The organism is Vibrio floridensis (genome assembly GCF_021852965.1).
GTDB classification, from domain to species: Bacteria; Pseudomonadota; Gammaproteobacteria; order Enterobacterales; family Vibrionaceae; genus Vibrio; species Vibrio floridensis.
This window is the reverse complement of record NZ_JAKGCY010000001.1, coordinates 966711-988347: the sequence shown is the minus strand read 5'-3', so window position 1 is coordinate 988347 and position 21637 is coordinate 966711. Positions and strand designations below refer to the sequence as shown.

Sequence of the window (21637 nt, the reverse complement as noted above, 5' to 3'; positions counted from 1 at the left end):
TTGCTTGGTTCGCAATTATTTTATTTTTCGTTTGAATCCGGGGTTAGCCATGATTACCAAAACTGTAAAGTGTGTGATTTTCGACTGTGATGGAACCTTGGTAAATAGCGAGACGCTCTGTTGCCATGCCTTAGTGAATGTGTTTGAACAATTTGGTGCTCATATTTCACTAGAACAGTGTCTGGCTCAATTCAAAGGCGGCAAGCTAGCTGATGTGTTGACGGATGCGATGGTGTTGGCGAAGCTCAATATTTCGCTGGATTTGTTAGAACCCGCCTATCGTGATGAAGTTCGTCGGCTGTTTAGTGAGCAGTTGGAGGTGATGCCTGGAGTAGAACTGCTGCTCAATTATTTGGAAGAGAATGGCATTGAGTATTGTGTGGTCTCTAATGGTCCGAGAGACAAAATTGAAATGTCGCTGGAACTGACAGGCTTATTAGAACGATTTCAGGGACGAATTTATTCGGCCTTTGATGCCAATAGCTGGAAACCCGATCCCGATCTCCTTATGTATTGTGCTTTCCACATGGGATTCTCATCTGATGAGTGTGTTTATATTGATGACACCCCAAAAGGAGTCGAAGCGGGGCTTAATGCCGATATTGAAACCTTTCAGCTCTTCAACGGATACGAGATAACGCAGTGCTCAGATGCCCGAGTGACTCAAATCGGGCACCTTGAAGAGTTGGTTGATATTTTGCGCAAACGCACATTTTAGTGATAGGCATTGGTTGCGGAATGGACATAAACCGGACGGCTTTTATAGATCGGTGCCATCTGTAAACAACGAATTGCGCTAAGGCTCTTAGTATGGAAGCCGCATGAAGCGCAAGTGAACTTTTCACCATCGGATGAAATAAAATATTCATCATGTTGGCAAAGTGGGCATCGAGTGTCTTCGTTCAGTTCAATTTTTTTATAAATATTCATGTTTATCACCAGCAGCAAAGTAGACTCAGTTAGAATAGCGAAATGTTTACTTTTGGTGCATTCTTTCACTCCGATAAACAAGTTATTGAGAGTAACATCTCAGTATTAGGTGAGAACTAACCTGTTTTCATATCAGATTGCTCTGTAGACCGAAAAGGTGACGATCGCATACCCGCCTATTTCGATTGCTCGTCGCTGGATAGAGTAGTGATCAAACTTAACACAACAAAAAAGCTCCTTTCGGAGCTTTTTTGTTGATGTCGAGATTTCGCTTATTGAGTTCGATATTGTTTAAGGATTTGTGACAGTGAGAAGGTGGCCTTGGTGAGATTCGCTACTCCCGATGACGACTGCTGCGCGACGGTGCGTATCGTATTTGATTGGCTGCGAATATCGCTGAGCTCTGAGGCAATGTCGTTAGCGACCGCACTTTGCTCTTCAGCAGAGGTGGAAATTTGAATACTCATGTCCATCAGCACTTTCGCTGAGTCGGCAATCGATTTAACGTCCGTACCAATTTCTGCAATCAAATCACTACTGGTTTTCGCTTGACTGACCGTTTGAGCGGTAATCGAAGCGATGTTTTGGCTCTCTGTTTGCAGCTTCTCTATCATGGCTTGAATTTCAACGGTGGCCGCCTGAGTTCGGCTGGCCAAGGTTCGAACTTCGTCTGCAACTACGGCGAAACCACGCCCTTGTTCACCCGCTCGCGCCGCTTCAATCGCTGCGTTAAGTGCCAGCAGGTTTGTTTGTTCAGAGATGGCATTGATGGTGGTGATCACATCATTGATTTGCGTCGTGTTGTCATTCAACGTGGATACTGATGTCGATGCTCGCTCAATGTAGCTAGAAAGCTTATCAATCTCTGCAATCGCGGATACAACGCGTTTATGACTGCCTTCAATATGATGGGTATCGCGCTCTGTTTGATGCGTCGCTTGCTGAGAAATCGAAGAGACTTCTTTTGCTGAAGCGGTCATTTGCTCCATAGCGGTAGCCACGGAGTCTAATGAGGAATACTGATTTTGGATTTGCGTTTCGCTGAGCTTCATCTCTTTTTCAAACGAAGCACTGGTTTCGCCCATCGTGTTTGCATTCTCTTTTACACTTTTTACTAGATCGGTCAGAGTGTCCATGGCTTTGTCTAGCGCACAGCCTATGGTACCAAATTCATCACGACCAGGATGGAAGCCGAGACGAGAAGTTAAATCGCCTTCACCAATCTTCTGTGTTGTGGTGTAGAGGACCCACAGTGCGCCACCAAGGAAAGTTGCGACCCAATAACAAAACAAACCAAAAGGAGCGAGCCACAAATAGCTAAGCAAAAAGGTAGTGAGGGCAGAGGATCTTGCTTTCTCATCAGATTGTTTCGTGTTCGCAGTGAGCTGATAAAACTGGCCATCGGCTCCTTTTAATGACACGGTAGTCATGCCATCTTTGTACTTTGCTTCAGTTGCACTTGCGGCTTTAGATACGCCACTGATGGCCAAAATGGCGTCACTGTTAGGATGGCTGACGATCCCTTGTAAGCGATTTTGCGCGGCGATTTTAGCTTGCACCTCTATCTGCTCGAGTTGGTTAACATAACGGGCACCTGAAACACAGGATAGGGCGAGGATAAATAGGGTAGCGATGACCCAGATTTTGTCATTGATCGACATTTTGATAAACAAGCGGTCGATGGTCCTAAATTCAACTTCTCTCATATCTGCTCCATATTGAGATCAATTCGTCGCTAAAGTTATAGTGATACCGAAAGATTTTATGAGAGGAAGCTCAAGGTTGTATGCAATTAATGATATGTAACATTTTAATATTGTGATCGCTGCTGTATAACCACATATAACAGGATGTATAAAGAAGGTTTGTGTGATGCAACCTGTTACACACTATTTCCCCACACATACTAAGGAGTGGTCATGTCAGAATTTGAACTGAAAAATGATGAGACACTGGAGTGGCTGGACGCGATGGAAATTGGAATCGATTTGTCGCAATACCCAAATGAAGAGAATGACGCAGACAGCGATGTCTGTTGATTCACCCCTGACACACAATCATGAACTACCTTGCCCACCTACATTTAGCGGATGTTGCCAACAGTGACATGTTAGGTAACTTACTGGGCGACTTCGCCAAGGGTGACCCAAGCAAACAATATTCACTGGAAATCGTGCAAGGGATTCGTTTGCATCGCGCCGTCGATAAGTTTGTTGATACACACGGTATCGTGCAAGCGTGCAAAAAACGTTTCCCAGAACAGCAGCGACGTTTTGCGTTAATCGCTTTAGACATGTTTTGGGATCATTGCCTTGCGATGCATTGGCATCGATACAGCGATATCTCTTTAGATTCATTTGTGCATCACGCGCAACGAGAAGTGGCAAAACACGACACCAAAGATCTGCCTCCCTCTTTTTTACTGTTGAATCAACGCATGTGGCAAGGCAAGTGGTTGCAGTCATATCGTGAGATGGACAATATCGAGTTTGCGCTACACAGAATGTCACAGCGTCGACCCAGATTGTCGCCACTGTCTGAATGTCACGCCACATTGCAAGACGAATATGAGCATTTTTCTAGCGCCTTCGAAACGCTTTATGCCGACACATTGCAATTTAGCTGCAACCAACAGAAAGAGTTTGGCTTGTAGATAGAGATATTTATCTGGCTCTGCTACAATCCGCGCTCATTTTTTGGGGGCAATGATGACAAACCACTTTACGCAACTTGGATTAGACAAATCATTAAGTGAGCACGTGTCGGCGCTGGGTTTTACGACACCAACACCTATCCAGCAGCAAGCGATTCCACATGTACTCGATGGCAAAGATTTACTTGCCGCAGCTCAAACCGGTACTGGAAAAACCGCAGCATATGGTTTGCCTATCATCCAGTTATTAATGCAGTTGCCTCGCCTAGAAGCAGAACGCAAATTGCCACGCGCACTGGTTTTGACACCAACGCGTGAACTCGCTCAGCAAGTGTTTGATAACATGCAGCAATATGCTCAGGAAAGTGGCCTTGATATCGTTACCGTATACGGTGGAACCAGCATTCGCGTACAACAAGAACAGCTGGCAAAAGGGGTGGATATTCTTATCGCAACCCCCGGCCGTTTATTGGATCATTTGTTTACTAAGAAGACATCACTGAACCATTTACAAATGCTGGTGTTGGATGAAGCCGATCGCATGTTGGATATGGGATTCCTACCTGATATTCAGCGTTTGATGAAACGAATGCCTGAGCAGCGTCAAACTCTGCTATTCTCTGCCACGTTTGATACGCGCATCAAAGCACTGGCGTATCGCTTAATGAACGAGCCGATTGAAGTGCAAGTGGCACCAGCCAATAGCACGGCAGACAATGTTGAGCAAATGGTCTATCCGGTTGATAAAAAACGCAAAAGTGAACTTTTGGCCTATTTGATTGGTTCTCGTAATTGGCAGCAAGTATTGGTGTTTACCAAAACCAAGCAGGGCAGTGATGCGCTGGTGAGCGAGCTCAAGCTAGACGGCATCAAAGCGGCTTCGATCAATGGTGATAAATCTCAAGGCGCTCGGCAAAAAGCATTGGATGATTTTAAATCGGGCAAGGTGCGCGCGTTGATCGCAACGGACGTTGCTGCTCGTGGCCTTGATATTGCCCAGTTAGAGCAAGTGGTGAACTACGACATGCCGTACAAAGCAGAAGACTATGTACACCGTATTGGCCGAACAGGGCGTGCTGGTCAATCTGGCTTAGCGGTATCGTTTATGTCTCGTGACGAGGAGTACTTGCTAAAAGCAATCGAAAACTTGCTGGATAAACGATTGCCGCAAGAATGGCTCGCAGGATTCGAACCGAGTGAAAATGAAACTCGTTTGGACGATAATCCTGCAAAACGCACTAGTCGTTCTGCAGAAAAGCGCAAACTAAAGCAAAAGCTGAAAATTCACCAAGGTCGTGGCAAGAAGCGCTGAACTCGCGTTTAGGCAATAGAGACCGAAGCAAAGGTGTGTTCTTGCTCTAATGAGTGAGGCATCGATAAAAAATAACCTTGGTACATGTCGAGATTGAGCAACTTCATCTGTGCGAGTTGTTGTTCGGTCTCAATGCCTTCGATCACGGTCAATGATTGCATCTCTCGCGCAAACGCCAATGCTGAGATCAAGGGCTGTGTGTCGCCCTGCTCATACTGCTGAAGCAATGAACGGTCTAACTTGATGATATTGGGTAGTACGTTACGTGTTCGTTCTTGTGTGGACGCGGCAATACCAAAATCATCAATTGCCCACCAAAATCCATTTCGTCTCAAAGAATGAGTTGCGGTTCTCAATTCTTGTTCACAGTTCACTTTAACTTCGATAAGTTCCATCACAATCTGCTCTGGAGAAAGATTGGCTTCACGGATCGTTTTTAACAGGAAGTGGTAACTGAGTTCCTCTAAGGCCAGTCGTTCAACGGCATGGGGCAGCACATTTAGAAAAAGCTTCTTGTTGCGATAACTAGAACGAGCAAAATTGCGAATGTGCATAATGCGACTTAAACGTTCTACGTTAAGTTGATCGATGGGTGATATTTCCTCAGAGTGAAAAAAATGATCTGGACGGACAAAAGTCCCATCAGCGCATTGGATTCTCACCAGTGCTTCCAAGCCCACTAAAGAAAAATCCTTTTTATAGATAGGTTGAAAAACACTGCGAAGAGTCATGTTTTTGTATTGGGCGATAAACTGTTCGCCTCGTTCAGAATAAATATACTCGTTCAGCTTCTCTGCAGTTAACGTGTTCATCTTACGGCTCGAAATTATGACCAGAGCGACTCTATGCTCAAGCCCATGCGAAAAAATGTGTACTGTGCGGGGTTAAGTCTTATTTGCTCAACTTTCTAATCAGTGCACAGTCACCGACTTTGGTTCATAGAACCATAAAAAATCTATTACCAGAGTCACTATCTAACCCACGTAGAGATTAGTGAGCAAGTAAAGATAATTATAATATTGTGAATTGTCGAAGCAGCTCAAACTTTGTAGAGAAGTTAGCTTTTTTGTTAGGTGAATAGCGGATGTAAGGTCCAGCTTTACCATTGGAGTACGGCATAAAACTGAATGTACTTACGAACCATCTGTTTCGTGCTGGTACGTCTCAGTGGATGGCCATATTTCAAGTAACAAGGGGAAATGTTGAAGCGGCTTTCAAGCGCCTGGGTGAGTTGGGTATCACATGTATACAGAGAGATTCCCTGTTCACTGTACGCGTTGATTTGGTCAGGTAACTCACCCATCCACCAATGAAGTAGCTCACGGCTGGTTTTGCTGCGACTTATCCAATGATCGCCAATCAAAAACAGCAAGTCATTGGGTTGGATGGCAAAGCCATATTCACTTTGCCATTCGGTGACATCGGTGAGTAAGTTATCACGACACGTTTTGCCAGGGCTTACCATATGATGAGATAACACCCAAACAGTCCCAACATCCGAGGTCACCCTATACTGATGGGGCAGTTCGCTTGCTTCTAATGTCTCCAAAGGTTCAATCACGCTCTCATGTTGAAATTGTTTGAAGGTATTCTGCATTCGTCGGGCAAAAGCGAGCGCGAGGTGGTGCTCACTCATCCCTTGGTTGTGAACCGCGGGATAGTGTTTTTCACACAGTTTTAGGCAATCATCCTGAAAATTGTTAACACTTTTTATGACAAGGTCGAGTAGCAAGAGGTGTCCTTATGAAATGCAAAACATACTAAGCCGATTGAGGTTAGCATGTTTAAAAAAGGCCAACTAATATTCGCTTACAAGTTCTTGATCAAAACATCATATTTTCAGTTTTGATGGTTTGCTCCACTAGGTGATTTGGACAACTTGAGCTAGGTTTGAACAAACTGCGACCTAAGAAGACAGGGCTAGCGCGCGTTTTAAAAGTTCCTTCAGTTTTTTCGAACAAGTTGTTCCACCGCCACAGGTAGCCCGTTTGTAAAACTTGGTAAATAATCTCACTCACATTGTAGGGGAAAGGTTATATTGCGTACTGCTACCTATTCTCATTCTCTATAAGGTTGGATAACACGATGGAAAATCATGTGACGCACTACAACGCCATTGCTCGGCTGATTCATTGGGTATCGGCTGCGGTCATTGTTGGTATGTTTGCCGTCGGTTTGTGGATGGTTGATTTGTCTTATTACAGCGAGTGGTATCGTATTGCGCCAAACTGGCATAAGTCTGTCGGTGTCTTGCTACTTGCTCTGACTCTATTTCGTTTGGTTTGGAAATTGGTGAAGCCGTCACCAAACATCGAAGGCACAAAAACCGAAGTAGCAGCCGCAAAAGCAGCGCACCATACAATCTATTTATTACTGATGGTGCTGTTTATCTCGGGTTATTTAATTTCGACGTCTGATGGACGCGGAATAGAAGTATTTAATTGGTTTACTGTTCCAGCAGCCGGTGAGTTGTTTGCTAATCAGTCTGATATAGCGGGAGCGATTCACTTTTATGTTGCTTGGGCATTAATCGGCCTTGCTGCACTCCATGCACTTGCCGCTTTAAAACATCACTTTGTCGACAAGGACAATACATTAAGAAAAATGATAGGAGCTCGAACATGAGAAAGTCAGTTATTGCGACAGGTTTAGCGTTGATTATGGCAGTGCCGTTTGCTGCAAACGCTGCCGATTACGTTATTGATACCAAAGGGGCACACGCGTCTATTAACTTTAAAGTGAGCCATCTTGGTTATAGCTTTATTAAAGGTCGTTTCAATACCTTCTCTGGTGATTTTTCTTACGATCAAAGCAACATTGCTGCGTCTAAAGTAAACGTAGTCGTTGATACCCGTAGCTTAGATTCTAACCATGCAGAGCGTGATAAGCACATTCGTAGCGGCGATTTTATTGATGCAGGCAAATTCAATACCGCCACGTTTACTAGCACCAAAGTGATGGACAAGGGCGATGGTAAACTGGATGTGATGGGTGATTTGACGCTGCACGGCGTAACAAAGCCTATTACTATTGCTGCTGAGTTTGTTGGTGCAGGTCAAGACCCATGGGGTGGCCAACGTGTAGGCTTTGTTGGTATGACTCGTCTTGAGCTTGCTGATTTCAACATTCCAGTGATGGGTACTTCAAGCTACGTTGATATGGAATTGCACATCGAAGGCGTTAAGAAGTAATTCCTTTTCAATAAACGATTGAATAAACAAAAAGAAAGCCTCCATTCCACTGGAGGCTTTCTTATTTCTTTAAGCCATTAATGATTTTTGTTATGCACTTTCTAGCTGACGAGTTTCTACAAGATTCAAACGCTCACCGTAAATAGGACGAAGCGCATTAAGAACGTCTTGGCGAGAAACCACACCTGCAAACTTGCCGTTTTCTAATACAGGCAACACATGCGGCTTGCTCACTTTCATGCTTTTCGCACGTTCTTCAAGTGACAGTGACGTCATACGTGTAGCGATGCCCATACTAGAGGTTGGGTATAACTGCTCTTTGTCGATGCAAAGGAACTCAACCACATCGACCAAACGATCATTGACATCAATCGCTACCACATCACGGCTCATCAAATCCACGACTTTTTGACCTGAGCTTGGTAGGTAATCTTGACACCAAAGATCAACCATCACATCGTGCGCTGAAAGAAAACCGACCAAGCGACCTTCAATATCCACAACGGGTGCACTGACAATGTGGTTATCTAGAAGAGTATCCAGTGCTGTGGCAATTGGCATTTCCACACCAAGAACGATTGGTTTTGGATTCATGATTTCTTTTACAACTGCTGCGTTTTTCATAGTAAATTCCTTAACTGACGTAATTTGCGTTGTTTGTGTAATTGTGCTGATTTTTGCTGCTTTTAATTCTGGGCGACGGTAGATACACCAGTTCGCTAAGCCGACTAACACAGCGCCGCCGACGATATTGCCCAAGGTCACGGGTATAAGGTTGGCAGTAATAAAGTGACCGACATTGAGATCTGCATATTGGCTTGCATTGGCACCGACTTGTACCCAAAACGTGTCTGGTGCAAAGTTGGCAATCACGATCCCGAGTGGCACCATAAACATGTTGGCCACACAGTGCTCAAACCCGCTGCTAACAAACATGGCGACAGGCAACATGGTCATTACGGCTTTAGTCATCGCATTGGCAGAACTGAAAGTTAGCCAAATTGCCAAACAAACCAGTAAGTTACAAAGAACACCCAACGAAAATGCTTGAATCGCCGTATGGTGTAATTTGTGTTGGGCAATGTTGAGTGCATTCAATCCCCATTGCCCACCGTCCATCTGGTACAAACCCGCACCAGTGACCAACAAAAGCAAGAACATGGCACCGATAAAGTTACCGATGTAGACTTTTCCCCAAATCGACAGCATTTTGGTAAAGCTGATCTGTTTGTTTGCCCAAGAAATGCTGGAAAGCACAGAACTGGTAAACAGTTCTCCTCCACAGATGACGATGAGGATTAATCCCATACTGAAGGCTAAACCGCCTGCAAATCGGCTCAATCCCCAACCTGCATTTGCGCTACCGGTTGTCACCGTGATGTAGAACAAGAAAGCAAGCCCAATAAATGCCCCGGCCATAATCGCAAGACCTAATGTCATCGCGCTGGTTTTGTTTGCCTTACTCAGTGCAAACTTTTCGGCTTCGGCCATCATCTCCTTAGGAGAAAAGTACTGAGTGTTTTCAGAGGCAGCCACTGACATGTTGACTCCTTTTATCTGAATTCATTGATACTCCTTAATTTATGGTTATTCGCATTAGCGCTGACGTTGTTAGTGATTGCGGTGTTCCCAAACCGCACCAACAGATTAAGGGGCGGAGCAACTACAGGTAAAATTGATAATTTTTAGAATCCTCATCAAATTATTTGATATGCAAAAACAGAGGCGTAAAATGAAACCCATTGCTGATCAATTTGATCTATTGCTGCCGTAAGTAGAGGGTGAAATCTTGCGTTATTCGTTAAAACAGTTGGCCGTTTTTGATGCGGTCGCTGATACAGGGAGTGTTAGCCAAGCGGCTGACAAATTGGCGTTAACTCAATCAGCCACAAGCATGTCACTAGCTCAACTGGAGAAAATGCTTGGTAGGCCGTTGTTTGAGCGCCAAGGGAAACAGATGGCTTTAACCCACTGGGGGATGTGGTTGAGGCCAAAAGCAAAGCGCCTGCTTCAAGATGCACAGCAAATTGAGATGGGCTTCTATGAGCAACATTTACTGAGTGGTGAGATCCGCTTAGGGGCAAGCCAAACTCCAGCAGAGCATCTCGTACCAGAGCTTATCAGTATCATTGATAATGACTTTCCAGAGATGCGGATATCACTTGGCGTCAAAAGTACCAGTGGCGTCATTGAAGGGGTGCTGGATTACCGGTATGACCTTGGGATTATCGAAGGTCGATGTGATGATAACCGTCTACATCAAGAGGTGTGGTGCCGTGATCACCTTACGGTGGTTGCTTCTGCAAACCATCCTTTCGCTCGTCGAGATACCGTTAGTTTGGCGCAGCTTGAGCAGGCGAGGTGGGTATTACGTGAACATGGTTCGGGTACGCGCAAAATTTTTGATAGTTCGATTCATCATCTCGTCGAAGATCTTGATGTGTGGCGTGAGTATGAGCATGTTCCGGTGTTAAGAAGCTTGGTCGAAAACGGTTCTTACCTGACTTGTTTGCCTTATTTAGATGTAGAGCGACATATTGAAGCCGGTCGTTTGGTTGCATTGAATGTGCCTGATTTACATATGGAAAGAACACTCTCTTTTATATGGCGCGCGGATATGTCAGAAAATCCATTGGTCGAATGTATCAAGCGAGAAGGCCTACGAATGATGAAAGGAAAACCATCGGTGTTATAACCATCTCAACTTCACTCGCGCAGATGAGAGAACAACGTGCGCAGGGTTATTTTCTAAATCTGTTGATTTATCGTTTACCTCATACTTTTTGTGTAAACGAATGAAAATGAAATTTTTCGGTGTGATCTTGTGCACGTTTGTTTGGTGGTTTTTCTCTTAGTATTCATTGCTTGATTGATATGCGAGTTGGCATTCGCCGCTCCAAATGAGTATGAGTCGCACTATGAGTACATTGGTCGCTATTTCTTTAACAACAGGTATTTTGTCGGGAATATGGGGATGGATTGCCATCTCACTAGGCCTACTTTCGTGGGCGGGATTTCTTGGCTGTACAAGCTATTTCGCTTCACCCAACTCGGGGTTGAAAGGGTTAGCTGAGAGTTTGCTGACAAATATGTCTGGTGTTTTTTGGGCCATGGTGATCATTCACGGTTCGACGTATGCGGGTCTAGACATTCTAGGTTACGTGATTACTGCAATCGTCGCATTTGTCATGTGTATTCAAGCGAAACAAACTTGGTTGGCATATATCCCTGGTACTTTTATTGGTTCCTGCGCCACTTTTGCCGCGGACGGTAATTGGCAGCTTGTTGTGCCATCTCTCCTGTTAGGTGGAGTGTTTGGGTATCTCATGAAAACAACGGGCCTTTGGTTGCATCAGAAATCAGCCGCTGCTCAGCTTGCACGTCAAGCATAAAGTAATCCCCGATCTTTTTGTATCCGGTATACAGAGTCTGAATCCCGCTTTGTATACAACATCAATATTTATGATATTTGGTACAAGCGCATCTTTTGATGCGCTTTTTTCTATTTGTTGTTTTGTCAATGGCTCCTAGGTATTGCCATTGGCCATGGTGACAATACGTTTTAACGTCCAACGAAGTAACACAGGAATGCACTCAATGCCGTGTTCTTCACAATGTGAGACGATTGAGAGAGCGAGATCGGGTTTAGCGTGTTTCTTAAGTACCTTGTTCACTACCTTTTTGGCAGGAATAGGATGTTCATAAGGAATTTTGATGAGATCCTTAAAGAACTTATCGAAGCCATGATTGTATAGAAAGTGTTCGATGTCATGATCGGGCAACTCGGTGAGTCGGTGACGTTCTTGATCGTGCCCGAGCATACTTTTTACCGTTGCTGCGTATTTCTTACCCGCAGCATCGCCATCCGTCACTACGTGCCAATCAATTCCCATCGCTTTCGCCACCTTGATCAGTGAACGTAAACCGGATTGAGCAAATTCGATAATTTGCACACCTTCTGCAGCCAAGTTGTATCCACATTGATTGGCCAGTTCGTTGAAGAGCCAAACTTCTGTTTCACCCTCAACCAACAGCCAGCAACGAGCGAAAAGTGCTCCAGAACGATGGAAACGAATATGGAAGCCGATTCGACGTAGTTCATCCACGCTGAAACGTTGTGGTTGGATACTTTTGGCAACCGTTTTATCGGACTGTCGGATAAGCCGGCGAATGGAGTAGAGTGGAACAGAACCCAGCAATGCGCCACTGTTGGTGGTGAGGATTTTTTGCATGGGTAACATTTGCAACAAGCTCCATGCGCGAGCCAAGTGTGTTGGATGAAGGCGGCCTTCGGGATCTTCGATGATCAAGATAGGGCGTGCGCAACGTCTGAGGTCGGCAGGTCCTTTGGCTTGTAAATAGGCATTGAGTAACCCCATTAGCAGCAGACGTGTTTGCTTGTTGTTGGTTTCTTTAATGAACTGGCTAAGATTTTTGTCTGCCGAAGTGGCGTTATAAAACAGACCATCGCGCGGCTTACGTGGGTCATTTCGGTTAGGACTTTTGAAAGAAAAGTAGTGATCTACCAACGAATGCATGGAGTTTAAACTGCTGCGCATCTCGCCTTTATTTACATGACCCGGAATCGCTAACAAGCGACGACAGGTATTATCAATACGCTTTTCAATACGGGCATTTTTGCCATTCACGCCATTAATAATTTCGGGGAAGCGACGTGAATCTCGCAGGCGAATCACGGGATGTAAAGACATGAGCTCTTGAGCAATTTTCTCTGAATGATGGAGCGATTTGGTGGAGCCATCATCGTTCAGAAATGCATAATGCGTGGTGATGTCGTAACCATCTCGTGTCGCACTAATGCGATAGAAGATTCGATGATCACCATTTTCGTCTTTACACCAAATCGGCTTAAGGCGTCGATAACGCCCTGCTTTGATTTCATGCTTGTCGCTGGAGCGAAAACACAAAATGATTTGTAGGTGTTGAGTCTGTGGGTGCGAAATGGAGTAATCGACATGAAAATCTGACATCAAAAATTGATAAAGCTCAGCGCCCGGAGGAAGAGCAACAGACAAGGCATCTAAAAGCGAGGATTTTCCCCACGTGTTTTCACCAATTAAGGTGGTGAGTTCATCAAAAGAAAGCGATAACCGTCTTATTCCTCGAAAACCGGAGATTTCAATTCGTTCTAAAAGCATAACTCTCCTCCATGTGCACCCTAATTATTTGAATGTAAAGTGAAAGGCGCTTCTACAAAGCATATGACAAATTCGAACTGGCTGTTTGTTATGGTGTCACAGTTTTCATTGTGTTGATGGTTTGTTGAACAAATAGAGCGAAATAGATGTGATTTTATCGTCAGTAAGTGGTGTTTATTTGCAGAATGGTTTCATAAAATTCACGATTCTGTCATCATTCTGCTCTAAGTATAAAGGGATGAAGAGAGAGAAGATGACGATGATAAAAACAAATAAGCCAGTCACTTTGAAACTGGCGCACATCAATGACACTCATTCCTACTTTGAGCCAACGTCATTACAACTAAGAATTTCCTTATCAGGGAACCAGATTGAACCTTACGTGAGTGCGGGTGGATTTGCGCGCATCGCAACACGCGCTCAGCAAATTCAACAAGAGGCTGAAAGACAGAAAAAAGGGTTTCTATTCTTGCATGCTGGCGACTGTTTCCAAGGTACGCTTTATTTCTCGCTGTTCAAAGGCAAGGCAAACGCCGATCTGCTTAATACCATGGGCATTGATGCTATGGCTTTGGGAAATCATGAGCTCGATATGGGCAATGAACCTGTTGCCCAGTTTGTCCGCCGTATTCAGTTTCCTCTATTGGCAGGAAACTGGAACCTCAGCAATGAGAACCCAAATAAGTCGTTAACGATAAAAGAATGCAAAAATATCCGCAGTTTCGATGTTCAAACGAGTACTGCACAGTACATTGTTAAACTCATCGACGGAGAACCTGTTGCCATTTTTGGTTTGTCTTTAGACAAAATGGCGGATATTGCCAACCCAGATCTGGATACGCCATTTGAAAACGCCATCGAAACAGCAAAAGCAACGGTGGCGCGATTAAACCAAGAAGGCATTAATAAGATTATTTTGCTTAGCCATTTAGGTTATGACGGTGATATTGAATTGGCTAACGAAGTTTCCGGCATTGCGCTAATTATCGGCGGGCACAGCCACCGATTACAGGGGGACTTTAGCGCGGTTGGTCTTGGGAAAGACGATGATTATGGCCTGCGTGTGAGGGATACTTACATCGTCCAAGCGGGCTTCCATGCTCTGACCATGGGCCACTGTGAGATTAGGTTTGCAGCAGACGGGTTAGTTACACACTTTAGTGGCCGTAATGAGCTGCTTATTGGGCGTCGTATGTTTTTAGACCCAGGCTTAAATCAACAAAGTGATGAAGATTTGTATCTGCAGGCTGCAGACTTCATTGATAGCCAAGTGAATGTGGTGGTATGCAAGAAAGACCCAGGCATTCAACACATCATGCAAAATAAGTACATTCCGAGAGTGCGCGAACTGCAAAAGACGATTATCGCGCATACCGATCGCGCACTTCGCCACGTTCGTATTCCCGATGAAGTCGGTCCCAGTGAACTGGCGCCAATGGTCGCGGCGTCATTTGTTCATGCGTTAAACAAACGTCAACGTCAGGTTCAGTTTGCTATTCATAACGCTGGTGGCGTTCGAAATTCGCTGAACCCAGGTAATGTCTCCGTGGCCGATGTCGCTGGCAAGTTACTGCCTTTTGCCGTGCCGATCGGATGTTATGACGTTCAAGGGAAAACCATTGCCGCTGCGTTGGAAGGGGCGATCAACAATGCGACCAATAATGGCGTGGAAGGGACTGGTTCTGGAAGCTATCCGTATACCTATGGGCTACGATTTCATTATTGTGCGGAAAAGCCAAAAGGGGAACGCATTGAGCAACTTGAAATACAGTTGGCAGATGAGTGGCATCCCATAGAAGAAGAACGCTGGTATCGTGGCGCTTCATCTGCGTATACGATGAAAGGCAAAGAAGGCTATGAAGCCATCCGCCAGATGAAAGGTGAAGGTTGGGTGAGTAACCTCTCTATGGCCGACTGCTTTATCGAATATCTGTCTGAGATCCCCTATGTACTGAACCCTAATCGCACAGTTGCACTGGGTTGCTGATGATAAAAGCAAACTTGGTATAAAGTTTGCTCAGCTTCTTTGGCTTAACAGCGGGGGAGCGCTTATGTGGAAAGATTGGATGGATACAGCGGTGGTGGTTGGGTGGATCGCAATTTGGTCAACACTTGTTTATCTCGTGCCGCTAAATGGTGTGTGAGCCGCCTAAGAAAAAATCAAGGAGCGCTTTTGCGCTCCTTTCTTTTGTCAGGGTAATGTCAAAATTACCCAAACTTGCACTTGGCATTAGCCTTGGAAGTTTTGTGGGATTACAATATCGAACGTTTGGGGAGTAGTTAGCGTAAGTTTATTTGTCGTCATCTCGTTAGGCCAAAGCCTTTCCGGCAAATAAAGGTGAGTTATCCTCTCTTTGTTTCTTTGTCATCAACAGAAACAGAGAAAGCATTCCAGTTCACTTCAACGAGACCAACGCATTCATACACAGTACAGAATTAGGAACGATTCTGTGCCGATTTGTCATGTATGCGGAAGGGCTCGGACGATTGGGTTTTCTTCCGCATTGGAGGAAATTATGTCCCTATTCGACACCTCGTCATCTTTAATGTCCAATACTGATCTCATGTATGGCAGTTTTGCGCTGCTAACCATTGCGATGGTTTGCCTCGATATTTGGCAAACGCGTGGTGGTGCCATTTCAATGAAGAAAGCGGTGGGCTGGAGCCTATTCTGGTTTTTGCTCGCGTTTCTGTTTGCGGCCACCATCTTCCATTTCTGGGATTTCTACGCGCCAGACAGCTTGTACACCCACCAAGAAGCAACGACGGCGTTCATTACTGGTTATTTGCTCGAAAAATCGTTGAGTGTGGATAACTTGTTCGTGTTTGCCATCATCTTTGCCCAATACAAAGTCCCCGAGTCACTTAGACCTCGCGCTTTGCTCTGGGGGGTGATTGGCGCGTTAGTGTTACGTGCCCTGATGATTGCGGTAGGCGCTCAGTTGCTGGCTCAATACCATTGGATTCTTTACTTGTTTGCCGCTTTCCTCATCTGGACAGGGATTCAGCTCGCACGAGATAAAGAGGAAGAAGAAGAACTAAGTCCAATGCCAGAAAAGCTGATCAGACGCTTTTTCAACGTCACAAACGATTATCATGGCAACGCGGTATTCACCCGAGAAAACGGTCAGTGGTGGGCAACCCCGATGTTGATTGTAATCGGAGTGATAGCCGTTATGGATGTGATGTTTGCGCTAGACTCCATTCCCGCAATTTTTGCGGTCACTCGTGAGCCGTTTTTGGTGTTAGCTGCCAATGTATTTGCGCTGTTGGGCTTACGTTCACTCTATTTTGTACTGCAAGCCATGATCGATAAGTTCATCTATTTAAAGCCAGCTTTGGCTGTGATTATGATGTTTATTGGGGTCAAGATGCTGCTGGTGGGCACGGCGTATGAAATTCCGACCATCTGGTCGCTCTCATTCTTACTTATTGTGATGACAACGGCCGTTGTTGCCTCTGTTATTGCCAACAAAAAGGACATCGAAATGAATGAGAAAAGCCTGAAAATATCTAATACAAATAATGCGGATTTATAAAGCCGCTACCGCCAATGAAAATAAATTATGTAAACAAGTTGTGACCCAAGGCCTTGATTGAGCGCTTTAAAATGATGAATATGCAGACGAAGTAAGTTAATCTTGCATAAATATTCACCATTGAGTATTGTTTACGATTTTAATTTGTTACGCCATTGTTTCATTAGAAAATGTAATCCGAATGTAGAAAAATAGTCATTTTTTGAGCGCAAAAAAAAGCACTAAGATTCAACCATCGAAACGAAGTACGTTGAAAGATTTAAGAGAGGCAATCATGGCACAAGCAATGCAAATGAATACAATCGCTTTACCAACCTCTATGGATAAAAAAACCTATTCGGTTAACTTCAAAGGATTGATTGCTCACCTATTGGATATTCTTTTCGTAGACAGCTCAACTCAGAGCAACTACTACGCGGATGAACTGCCAGTCCATCTACAAAAAGACATCGGTATGTACCGTTAAGTCTAATCAGATATTTAAAAGCCGACGTTCTCGTCGGTTTTTTTTCATCTCAAGATGAGCGACCGTTTTGGCTGCCAGAGTAAGCCTTCATCTCGCCATTATTTGATAAGTTGCACAGAAATAAGACGTTTGGATGGGATGTTGTTGGTAAAGTAACCAATTGAACTTGTTGGGGCTTTTCTTTTACTTAAGTTGTGGCATAGTAGCTTCGTCTTCACGATGCGCGGGCATCGTATAATGGCTATTACCTCAGCCTTCCAAGCTGATGATGCGGGTTCGATTCCCGCTGCCCGCTCCAATTCTCCCCTCATTGCTTTTTAAAACTAAACCTTGGCACCATCTCTAGTTCATCGTTCAGAAGTTGTTCAGTGTCTCCATCAAGCGATATTTTGCTGGGTTATTTGCGCTTTAGTAAAAAAACACGCATCGGTCGGTCTTACTGAGTGTTTAGCTTTGTTAGAAGTGACATTGCCAACTGAACATTAGGGTGTGATTGGAGATGCAAGTAGAAGTTATCGATGTCTGTACTCTTATCTAACAATTTAGGTTTGGCCAAATAGAAACCTTGATAGAAATGCGTGTCCAATGCCTGCATCGCCAATAGCTGTTCTCTTGTCTCAATACCCTCAATGACGACCATGCATTTCAGCTGTTTTGCCAGTTCAATGCCCCGTAACAGGCTATTTTGCTGGCCGCTTAAATATTGCAAAAGTATATTTCTGTCTATCTTGATGATATCGGGCTGCAAGCTCTGAACTCTAAAATCATCCGAACCATCAGCGCCATAGTCATCAACGGCCACACGCAATCCATTTTGGCGACATTCAATAATGGCCTTTCGCAATTCGATGATTTCTTGGGTGCTGTCTACCTCGTGCTCAAGTATCTCATTGACGATTTGTTCTCTCTTGATGCCAAGTTCTTTTAATCTATTCAAAACCAAGGCTTGTCCATGTGACTTTAAGTTCGATAACGCCGTCGCGGGTAGTAGGTTGACGAACAAATTGATAGAGAGATGGAGTAAAGAAAAATTCCGAAAATGTAAAACGCGTGCGAGGCGATCAAGATTAATTTGGTGATAGTACTCATCAGTGCCAAAGGCTCTCTTTGCAAACAAATCGCCAGGGTTAACCCATTCTCCGTCAATGGTTCGTACTCTCAACAGAGCCTCTAAGCCCATTATGTTAAATCTTTTGTCGAAGAGTGGGTGGTAGGCCGTGCAGAGGAACAAGTTTCCATAGTAAGCGCAAGTAACACCATTTTCGCAAGTCTGCAGGTGTGATTCAAAATCCGCTTGTGACGTTAAAACATGAACCAAACTGAGCTCCTTGAATCCTCTTTGGGCTACTTTAAAAGTATATCCACAACTTAGCGTTTCGCCATTTCAGCGCTGAATTTGGTGTATGAAAGCAGAATGACATCGCGATTAAAACAGTTCAACATCATCGATGAATGGACGCAGAGGCGAGGCAATTCTTCCTTCTCGACATAAATGCTCATAGCAATGCACTTGATTGCGGCCATGTTCTTTGGCGAAGTAGAGTGCTTTATCTGCGTTGTCGAGCATGGTGGGGAAATAATCTCCTAGGCTGAGTGAGCAAAAACCTGCACTAAAAGTGAGAGCGCCCACTTGAGGGAAATGACGGTTTTGAATTGCAACCCTAAAGGCCTCTAATTGCTCGTAAACGTGTTGTTCATCTCCGGTCGAGAAAACAATCACAAACTCTTCACCACCAAAGCGAAACAACAGAGAAGAGGGCCCGAAATAGTGCTGCATTTGTTGAGCAAACATCAGTAGGACTTCATCACCAATCATGTGCCCAAAGCGATCGTTGATTGATTTAAAATGGTCAATATCGAGCATCGCAATCCACAGTTTGCTCTCTTCCTCTTTTGCCGATGGATGTAAAGATAAGGTTTGGTGAAGTCTATCTTCTAACGTGCGGCGATTGAGTAAGCCAGTGAGTTTATCGCGTTCACTTTCATGCAAAATGGCGGTGTAATTACGATAAATTCGCGCAAAGCCACTAATCAGCAAACGATAAGGTTCAGCGGGTTCACGTAAAATCAAACAGAGTTCTGCTGAGAAGTTTTCTTCAATGGGAATAGGGCAACGGCATTGGTACTGACCATCCTGTTGCTGGCTAAAAACGATCTCGGTTTGAGCGTACTGATATTCCTTGTTGGGATAGGCTTCGTTATATACCCACTGATATTTCTTTGTGCCTTTAGAGTCAAGCGTGATGTCCAACCGTGCGACCAAAAGGGTTGAAGGGCCTTTGTGATGCAGCAAGAGGGCGGAAGAAATCGGTAAAAGCTCTGATAAAGTCACCAAAATGCTGTAACTGAGGGCAAGCGAATTTTTTTGCTCGGTGATTTCGATAATGGATTCCAGTACTTTTTCATTCATACGATATGATTTCCTTCAGGAGCCGCTTTTCTCAAGTATAGGAAACGAAACCGGCGAATAGAAAAGTATCGAGAGAAACAATCAGCGCCTGTGGTAAGGCGCTGAGAAAACTCAATATGAAAAATACTTCCGTTGATTATTGGGAGAATATGTTGGTCGATAGATAATTTCTGGCGTTAAACAAACTGCTTCATTAGTCGCTGTAAGTCTTCAATACTGTCCACTAAGTGGCTGGTGCGTTGCACAGAGCTTTGAGACGACTGAGATGTCTCATCGGCGAGCTGCTTGATGTTGACGATGTTGCGATTGATCTCATGCGTTACACTGGCTTGTTGCTCTACCGCAGTAGCGATTTGATGGCTGCTGTCTGTTACCGCATCCAGCTTATTGCGAATAACGGAAAGAACATCGCCTGTTGCATCGGCTTGTTTCTTACAATCCTGAGACAAACCCACCCCCGTGTTCATTGCTTCCACCGCTTGTTTGGCCGTTGTTTGAAGCTGACTGATCATCGCATGGATCTCATTGGCACTGCTGCCCGTTTTTGAGGCCAAATTCCGGACTTCATCGGCCACCACGGCAAAGCCACGGCCCGCCTCCCCAGCACGTGCTGCTTCAATTGCAGCGTTTAACGCCAATAGATTGGTCTGTTCAGAGATGGTGGTGATCACTTCTAAAATACTGTCGATTTTCTGAGTATGGTTCGATAACTGCTCAATCACGGCTTTAGAGTGTTCCAGCTCTTTGGCCATGGCATCCACCACTCGTATGGTGGTTCCAATGCTCTCCAAGCCGGTTTGAGACGCCTCATTGGCTTCTTCTGTTAGCATGGACGCGGCAGACGCCGCATTCGCCACCTCATTGATCGAGTGAGTCAGCTCCTCAACGGCGGCGGCCACTTGCTGCGTTTCGTGGCATTGTTGATCTAAGCTGGCACCGATGGACTGAATGGTGGCAAATTCCTCTTCTGCTGAGATCAGAATTCCGCCGGTAGTTTCAGTGGCACGAGCCGTCACCGCGCGCAATTCCGCCTTTTTCATCATTAACGCCAACTCGATTTGTGAGTAATCGTCAAAATGATTGGTATAAGGCTTCTCCATGAGGGGATTATGGTAGGCATCATGAGCTAGGGTTCGAAGATTGCCAAATCGTTTCGCTTGGTAGAGAGCGTTAACCCCCAAAAGCAAAGCGCAACCACTGCTAAGAGTGAGTAAGGCGCTAGAAGCGGTGAATGTGCCAGCCAAAATTAAGCCCGCAGTTGCAAAAGAACCAAGAGTAGAAAGGTGGTGGAAAGTGAGCCTTGGTTTTGCACGATATTTATTCGCTCGCAGCTGATCGTAAAGCGCCTGTGCTCGTGCTACTTGTTCTGCGCTTGGTCTAGAACGGACGGATTGAAATTCAATGATGTCTCCATCAGCACTTTTGATCGGTGTAACGAACGCCGACACCCAGTAATGTTTCCCATCGCTGCATCGGTTTTTTACTAACCCCATCCAGCTTTTTCCTGAGCGTAAGTATTGCCACAGCTGAGCAAAAGCTTGCTTTGGCATATCAGGGTGACGAACCATGTTATGAGGATTGCCAACTAACTCCTGCTGTGAGAACCCGGCAATATCACAAAACTCGTTGTTCGCGTAAGTAATGATGCTGTCTGGGTTAGTGGTTGAGATTAGATTGGCACGTTCTGAATAGTGTTTGTTGAGCGTAGATTGGGTGGTCATTTTGAATATTATTTCTCTTAGAATGTGTGATAGAGCAAGTCGCGGAAAGGTGTTTTTGAGTACACCGGTGGCTATGATACAGCTTGAATAATCATCACATTTATGACCTGAATCAAAGCTTTAGGGATATTAATAAACTGGTTATTAAAAGGTGATTCGCTTCAACTTGGTGTGGAAAATAAAACACTTAAAACAAATTGTTACATTGGTATCGTGACATCGATCGTATCAATTGTTCGTTTTCGATCATTGACGG

19 protein-coding genes and 1 tRNA gene are annotated in these 21637 nt (G+C 44.7%); 11 read left to right on the top strand and 9 right to left on the bottom strand.

What is annotated here, in order from left to right; all coding sequences use genetic code 11:
* Positions 1-49 precede the first annotated feature (49 nt).
* Positions 50-718, top strand: coding sequence for an HAD-IA family hydrolase (locus LZU85_RS04155; RefSeq protein WP_237286440.1), 669 nt, complete (start codon positions 50-52; stop codon positions 716-718).
* On the opposite strand, the gene LZU85_RS04150 is transcribed toward LZU85_RS04155, so the two are convergent.
* Both LZU85_RS04150 and LZU85_RS04145 read right to left on the bottom strand, forming a co-directional pair.
* On the bottom strand, positions 715-930 hold the full coding sequence (locus LZU85_RS04150; RefSeq protein WP_176299531.1) for a hypothetical protein: 216 nt from the start codon (positions 928-930) through the stop codon (positions 715-717). The genes LZU85_RS04155 and LZU85_RS04150 overlap by 4 nt on opposite strands.
* Before the next feature lie 272 nt (positions 931-1202).
* The gene (locus tag LZU85_RS04145) at positions 1203-2636 is read right to left on the bottom strand and encodes a methyl-accepting chemotaxis protein (protein WP_237286439.1); all 1434 of its coding nucleotides are present in this window, start codon (positions 2634-2636) and stop codon (positions 1203-1205) included.
* Between the two features lie 353 nt (positions 2637-2989).
* Between LZU85_RS04145 and LZU85_RS04140 the strand changes: the two genes are divergently transcribed.
* Both LZU85_RS04140 and LZU85_RS04135 read left to right on the top strand, forming a co-directional pair.
* Positions 2990-3583: an acyl carrier protein phosphodiesterase gene (locus tag LZU85_RS04140; RefSeq protein ID WP_176299533.1), complete on the top strand. Its 594-nt coding sequence runs from the start codon at positions 2990-2992 to the stop codon at positions 3581-3583.
* Between the two features lie 55 nt (positions 3584-3638).
* On the top strand, positions 3639-4895 hold the full coding sequence (locus tag LZU85_RS04135) for a DEAD/DEAH box helicase (protein WP_176299534.1): 1257 nt from the start codon (positions 3639-3641) through the stop codon (positions 4893-4895).
* Between the two features lie 8 nt (positions 4896-4903).
* Here the strand turns inward: LZU85_RS04135 and LZU85_RS04130 are convergent, their stop codons facing one another.
* On the bottom strand, positions 4904-5707 hold the full coding sequence (locus LZU85_RS04130; RefSeq protein WP_237286438.1) for an EAL domain-containing protein: 804 nt from the start codon (positions 5705-5707) through the stop codon (positions 4904-4906).
* 287 nt (positions 5708-5994) lie between these two features.
* A complete protein-coding gene (locus LZU85_RS04125; RefSeq protein WP_176299536.1) occupies positions 5995-6627 on the bottom strand; it encodes a hypothetical protein in 633 nt (210 codons plus the stop codon).
* A gap of 353 nt (positions 6628-6980) precedes the next feature.
* Here LZU85_RS04125 and LZU85_RS04120 point away from each other — a divergent pair, with 353 nt between their 5' ends.
* Together LZU85_RS04120 and LZU85_RS04115 are read left to right on the top strand one after the other, a co-directional pair.
* The gene (locus LZU85_RS04120; RefSeq protein ID WP_237286437.1) at positions 6981-7520 is read left to right on the top strand and encodes a cytochrome b; all 540 of its coding nucleotides are present in this window, start codon (positions 6981-6983) and stop codon (positions 7518-7520) included.
* A complete protein-coding gene (locus tag LZU85_RS04115) occupies positions 7517-8086 on the top strand; it encodes a YceI family protein (RefSeq protein WP_237286436.1) in 570 nt (189 codons plus the stop codon). The genes LZU85_RS04120 and LZU85_RS04115 overlap by 4 nt, the downstream gene beginning before the upstream one ends.
* A 90-nt stretch (positions 8087-8176) precedes the next feature.
* Here LZU85_RS04115 and focA read toward each other — a convergent pair whose 3' ends face one another.
* Complete coding sequence (gene focA / locus LZU85_RS04110) at positions 8177-9628, bottom strand: formate transporter FocA (protein WP_237286435.1); 1452 nt, start codon at positions 9626-9628, stop codon at positions 8177-8179.
* A gap of 247 nt (positions 9629-9875) precedes the next feature.
* Here focA and LZU85_RS04105 point away from each other — a divergent pair, with 247 nt between their 5' ends.
* Together LZU85_RS04105 and LZU85_RS04100 are read left to right on the top strand one after the other, a co-directional pair.
* Positions 9876-10781, top strand: a complete 906-nt coding sequence (locus tag LZU85_RS04105) for a LysR substrate-binding domain-containing protein (protein ID WP_176299539.1) — start codon at positions 9876-9878, stop codon at positions 10779-10781.
* 223 nt (positions 10782-11004) lie between these two features.
* Positions 11005-11478, top strand: a complete 474-nt coding sequence (locus tag LZU85_RS04100; RefSeq protein ID WP_176299540.1) for a DUF1097 domain-containing protein — start codon at positions 11005-11007, stop codon at positions 11476-11478.
* Between the two features lie 135 nt (positions 11479-11613).
* On the opposite strand, the gene LZU85_RS04095 is transcribed toward LZU85_RS04100, so the two are convergent.
* Entirely contained in the window at positions 11614-13245 is a 1632-nt protein-coding gene (locus LZU85_RS04095) for an ATP-dependent endonuclease (protein ID WP_176299541.1), read from the bottom strand.
* A gap of 238 nt (positions 13246-13483) precedes the next feature.
* On the opposite strand from LZU85_RS04095, the gene LZU85_RS04090 reads away from it, so the two are divergent.
* The 4 genes from LZU85_RS04090 (at position 13484) to LZU85_RS04075 (ending at position 17548) form a co-directional block, all read left to right on the top strand.
* Positions 13484-15232, top strand: coding sequence for a bifunctional metallophosphatase/5'-nucleotidase (locus LZU85_RS04090; protein WP_237286434.1), 1749 nt, complete (start codon positions 13484-13486; stop codon positions 15230-15232).
* Between the two features lie 529 nt (positions 15233-15761).
* Entirely contained in the window at positions 15762-16784 is a 1023-nt protein-coding gene (locus LZU85_RS04085; protein ID WP_015727897.1) for a TerC/Alx family metal homeostasis membrane protein, read from the top strand.
* A gap of 274 nt (positions 16785-17058) precedes the next feature.
* The gene (locus tag LZU85_RS04080; RefSeq protein WP_176299544.1) at positions 17059-17250 is read left to right on the top strand and encodes a hypothetical protein; all 192 of its coding nucleotides are present in this window, start codon (positions 17059-17061) and stop codon (positions 17248-17250) included.
* Positions 17251-17473: 223 nt separating this feature from the next.
* Positions 17474-17548, top strand: a tRNA-Gly gene (locus LZU85_RS04075).
* A 138-nt stretch (positions 17549-17686) separates the two neighbouring features.
* On the opposite strand, the gene LZU85_RS04070 is transcribed toward LZU85_RS04075, so the two are convergent.
* The 3 genes from LZU85_RS04070 to LZU85_RS04060 all read right to left on the bottom strand — a co-directional run bounded on the left by LZU85_RS04070 (position 17687) and on the right by LZU85_RS04060 (position 21381).
* Entirely contained in the window at positions 17687-18568 is an 882-nt protein-coding gene (locus LZU85_RS04070) for an EAL domain-containing protein (RefSeq protein WP_237286433.1), read from the bottom strand.
* A gap of 108 nt (positions 18569-18676) precedes the next feature.
* Positions 18677-19660, bottom strand: coding sequence for a GGDEF domain-containing protein (locus tag LZU85_RS04065; RefSeq protein ID WP_176299546.1), 984 nt, complete (start codon positions 19658-19660; stop codon positions 18677-18679).
* 176 nt (positions 19661-19836) lie between these two features.
* Positions 19837-21381 carry a methyl-accepting chemotaxis protein gene (locus tag LZU85_RS04060; RefSeq protein WP_237286432.1) on the bottom strand — a complete coding sequence of 515 codons (1545 nt, stop codon included), beginning with the start codon at positions 21379-21381 and terminating at the stop codon, positions 19837-19839.
* Between the last annotated feature and the right edge of the window lie 256 nt (positions 21382-21637).

Coding starts and splice junctions, on each gene's coding strand:
- LZU85_RS04130 (WP_237286438.1), bottom strand. CDS start 5,707: ATGAACACGTTAACTGCAGAGAAGCTGAACGAGTATATTTATTCTGAA.
- LZU85_RS04140 (WP_176299533.1), top strand. CDS start 2,990: ATGAACTACCTTGCCCACCTACATTTAGCGGATGTTGCCAACAGTGAC.
- LZU85_RS04095 (WP_176299541.1), bottom strand. CDS start 13,245: ATGCTTTTAGAACGAATTGAAATCTCCGGTTTTCGAGGAATAAGACGG.
- LZU85_RS04155 (WP_237286440.1), top strand. CDS start 50: ATGATTACCAAAACTGTAAAGTGTGTGATTTTCGACTGTGATGGAACC.
- LZU85_RS04135 (WP_176299534.1), top strand. CDS start 3,639: ATGACAAACCACTTTACGCAACTTGGATTAGACAAATCATTAAGTGAG.
- focA (WP_237286435.1), bottom strand. CDS start 9,628: ATGTCAGTGGCTGCCTCTGAAAACACTCAGTACTTTTCTCCTAAGGAG.
- LZU85_RS04080 (WP_176299544.1), top strand. CDS start 17,059: ATGGCACAAGCAATGCAAATGAATACAATCGCTTTACCAACCTCTATG.
- LZU85_RS04065 (WP_176299546.1), bottom strand. CDS start 19,660: ATGAATGAAAAAGTACTGGAATCCATTATCGAAATCACCGAGCAAAAA.
- LZU85_RS04100 (WP_176299540.1), top strand. CDS start 11,005: ATGAGTACATTGGTCGCTATTTCTTTAACAACAGGTATTTTGTCGGGA.
- LZU85_RS04115 (WP_237286436.1), top strand. CDS start 7,517: ATGAGAAAGTCAGTTATTGCGACAGGTTTAGCGTTGATTATGGCAGTG.
- LZU85_RS04120 (WP_237286437.1), top strand. CDS start 6,981: ATGGAAAATCATGTGACGCACTACAACGCCATTGCTCGGCTGATTCAT.
- LZU85_RS04060 (WP_237286432.1), bottom strand. CDS start 21,381: ATGACCACCCAATCTACGCTCAACAAACACTATTCAGAACGTGCCAAT.
- LZU85_RS04090 (WP_237286434.1), top strand. CDS start 13,484: ATGAAGAGAGAGAAGATGACGATGATAAAAACAAATAAGCCAGTCACT.
- LZU85_RS04085 (WP_015727897.1), top strand. CDS start 15,762: ATGTCCCTATTCGACACCTCGTCATCTTTAATGTCCAATACTGATCTC.
- LZU85_RS04145 (WP_237286439.1), bottom strand. CDS start 2,636: ATGAGAGAAGTTGAATTTAGGACCATCGACCGCTTGTTTATCAAAATG.
- LZU85_RS04150 (WP_176299531.1), bottom strand. CDS start 930: ATGAATATTTATAAAAAAATTGAACTGAACGAAGACACTCGATGCCCA.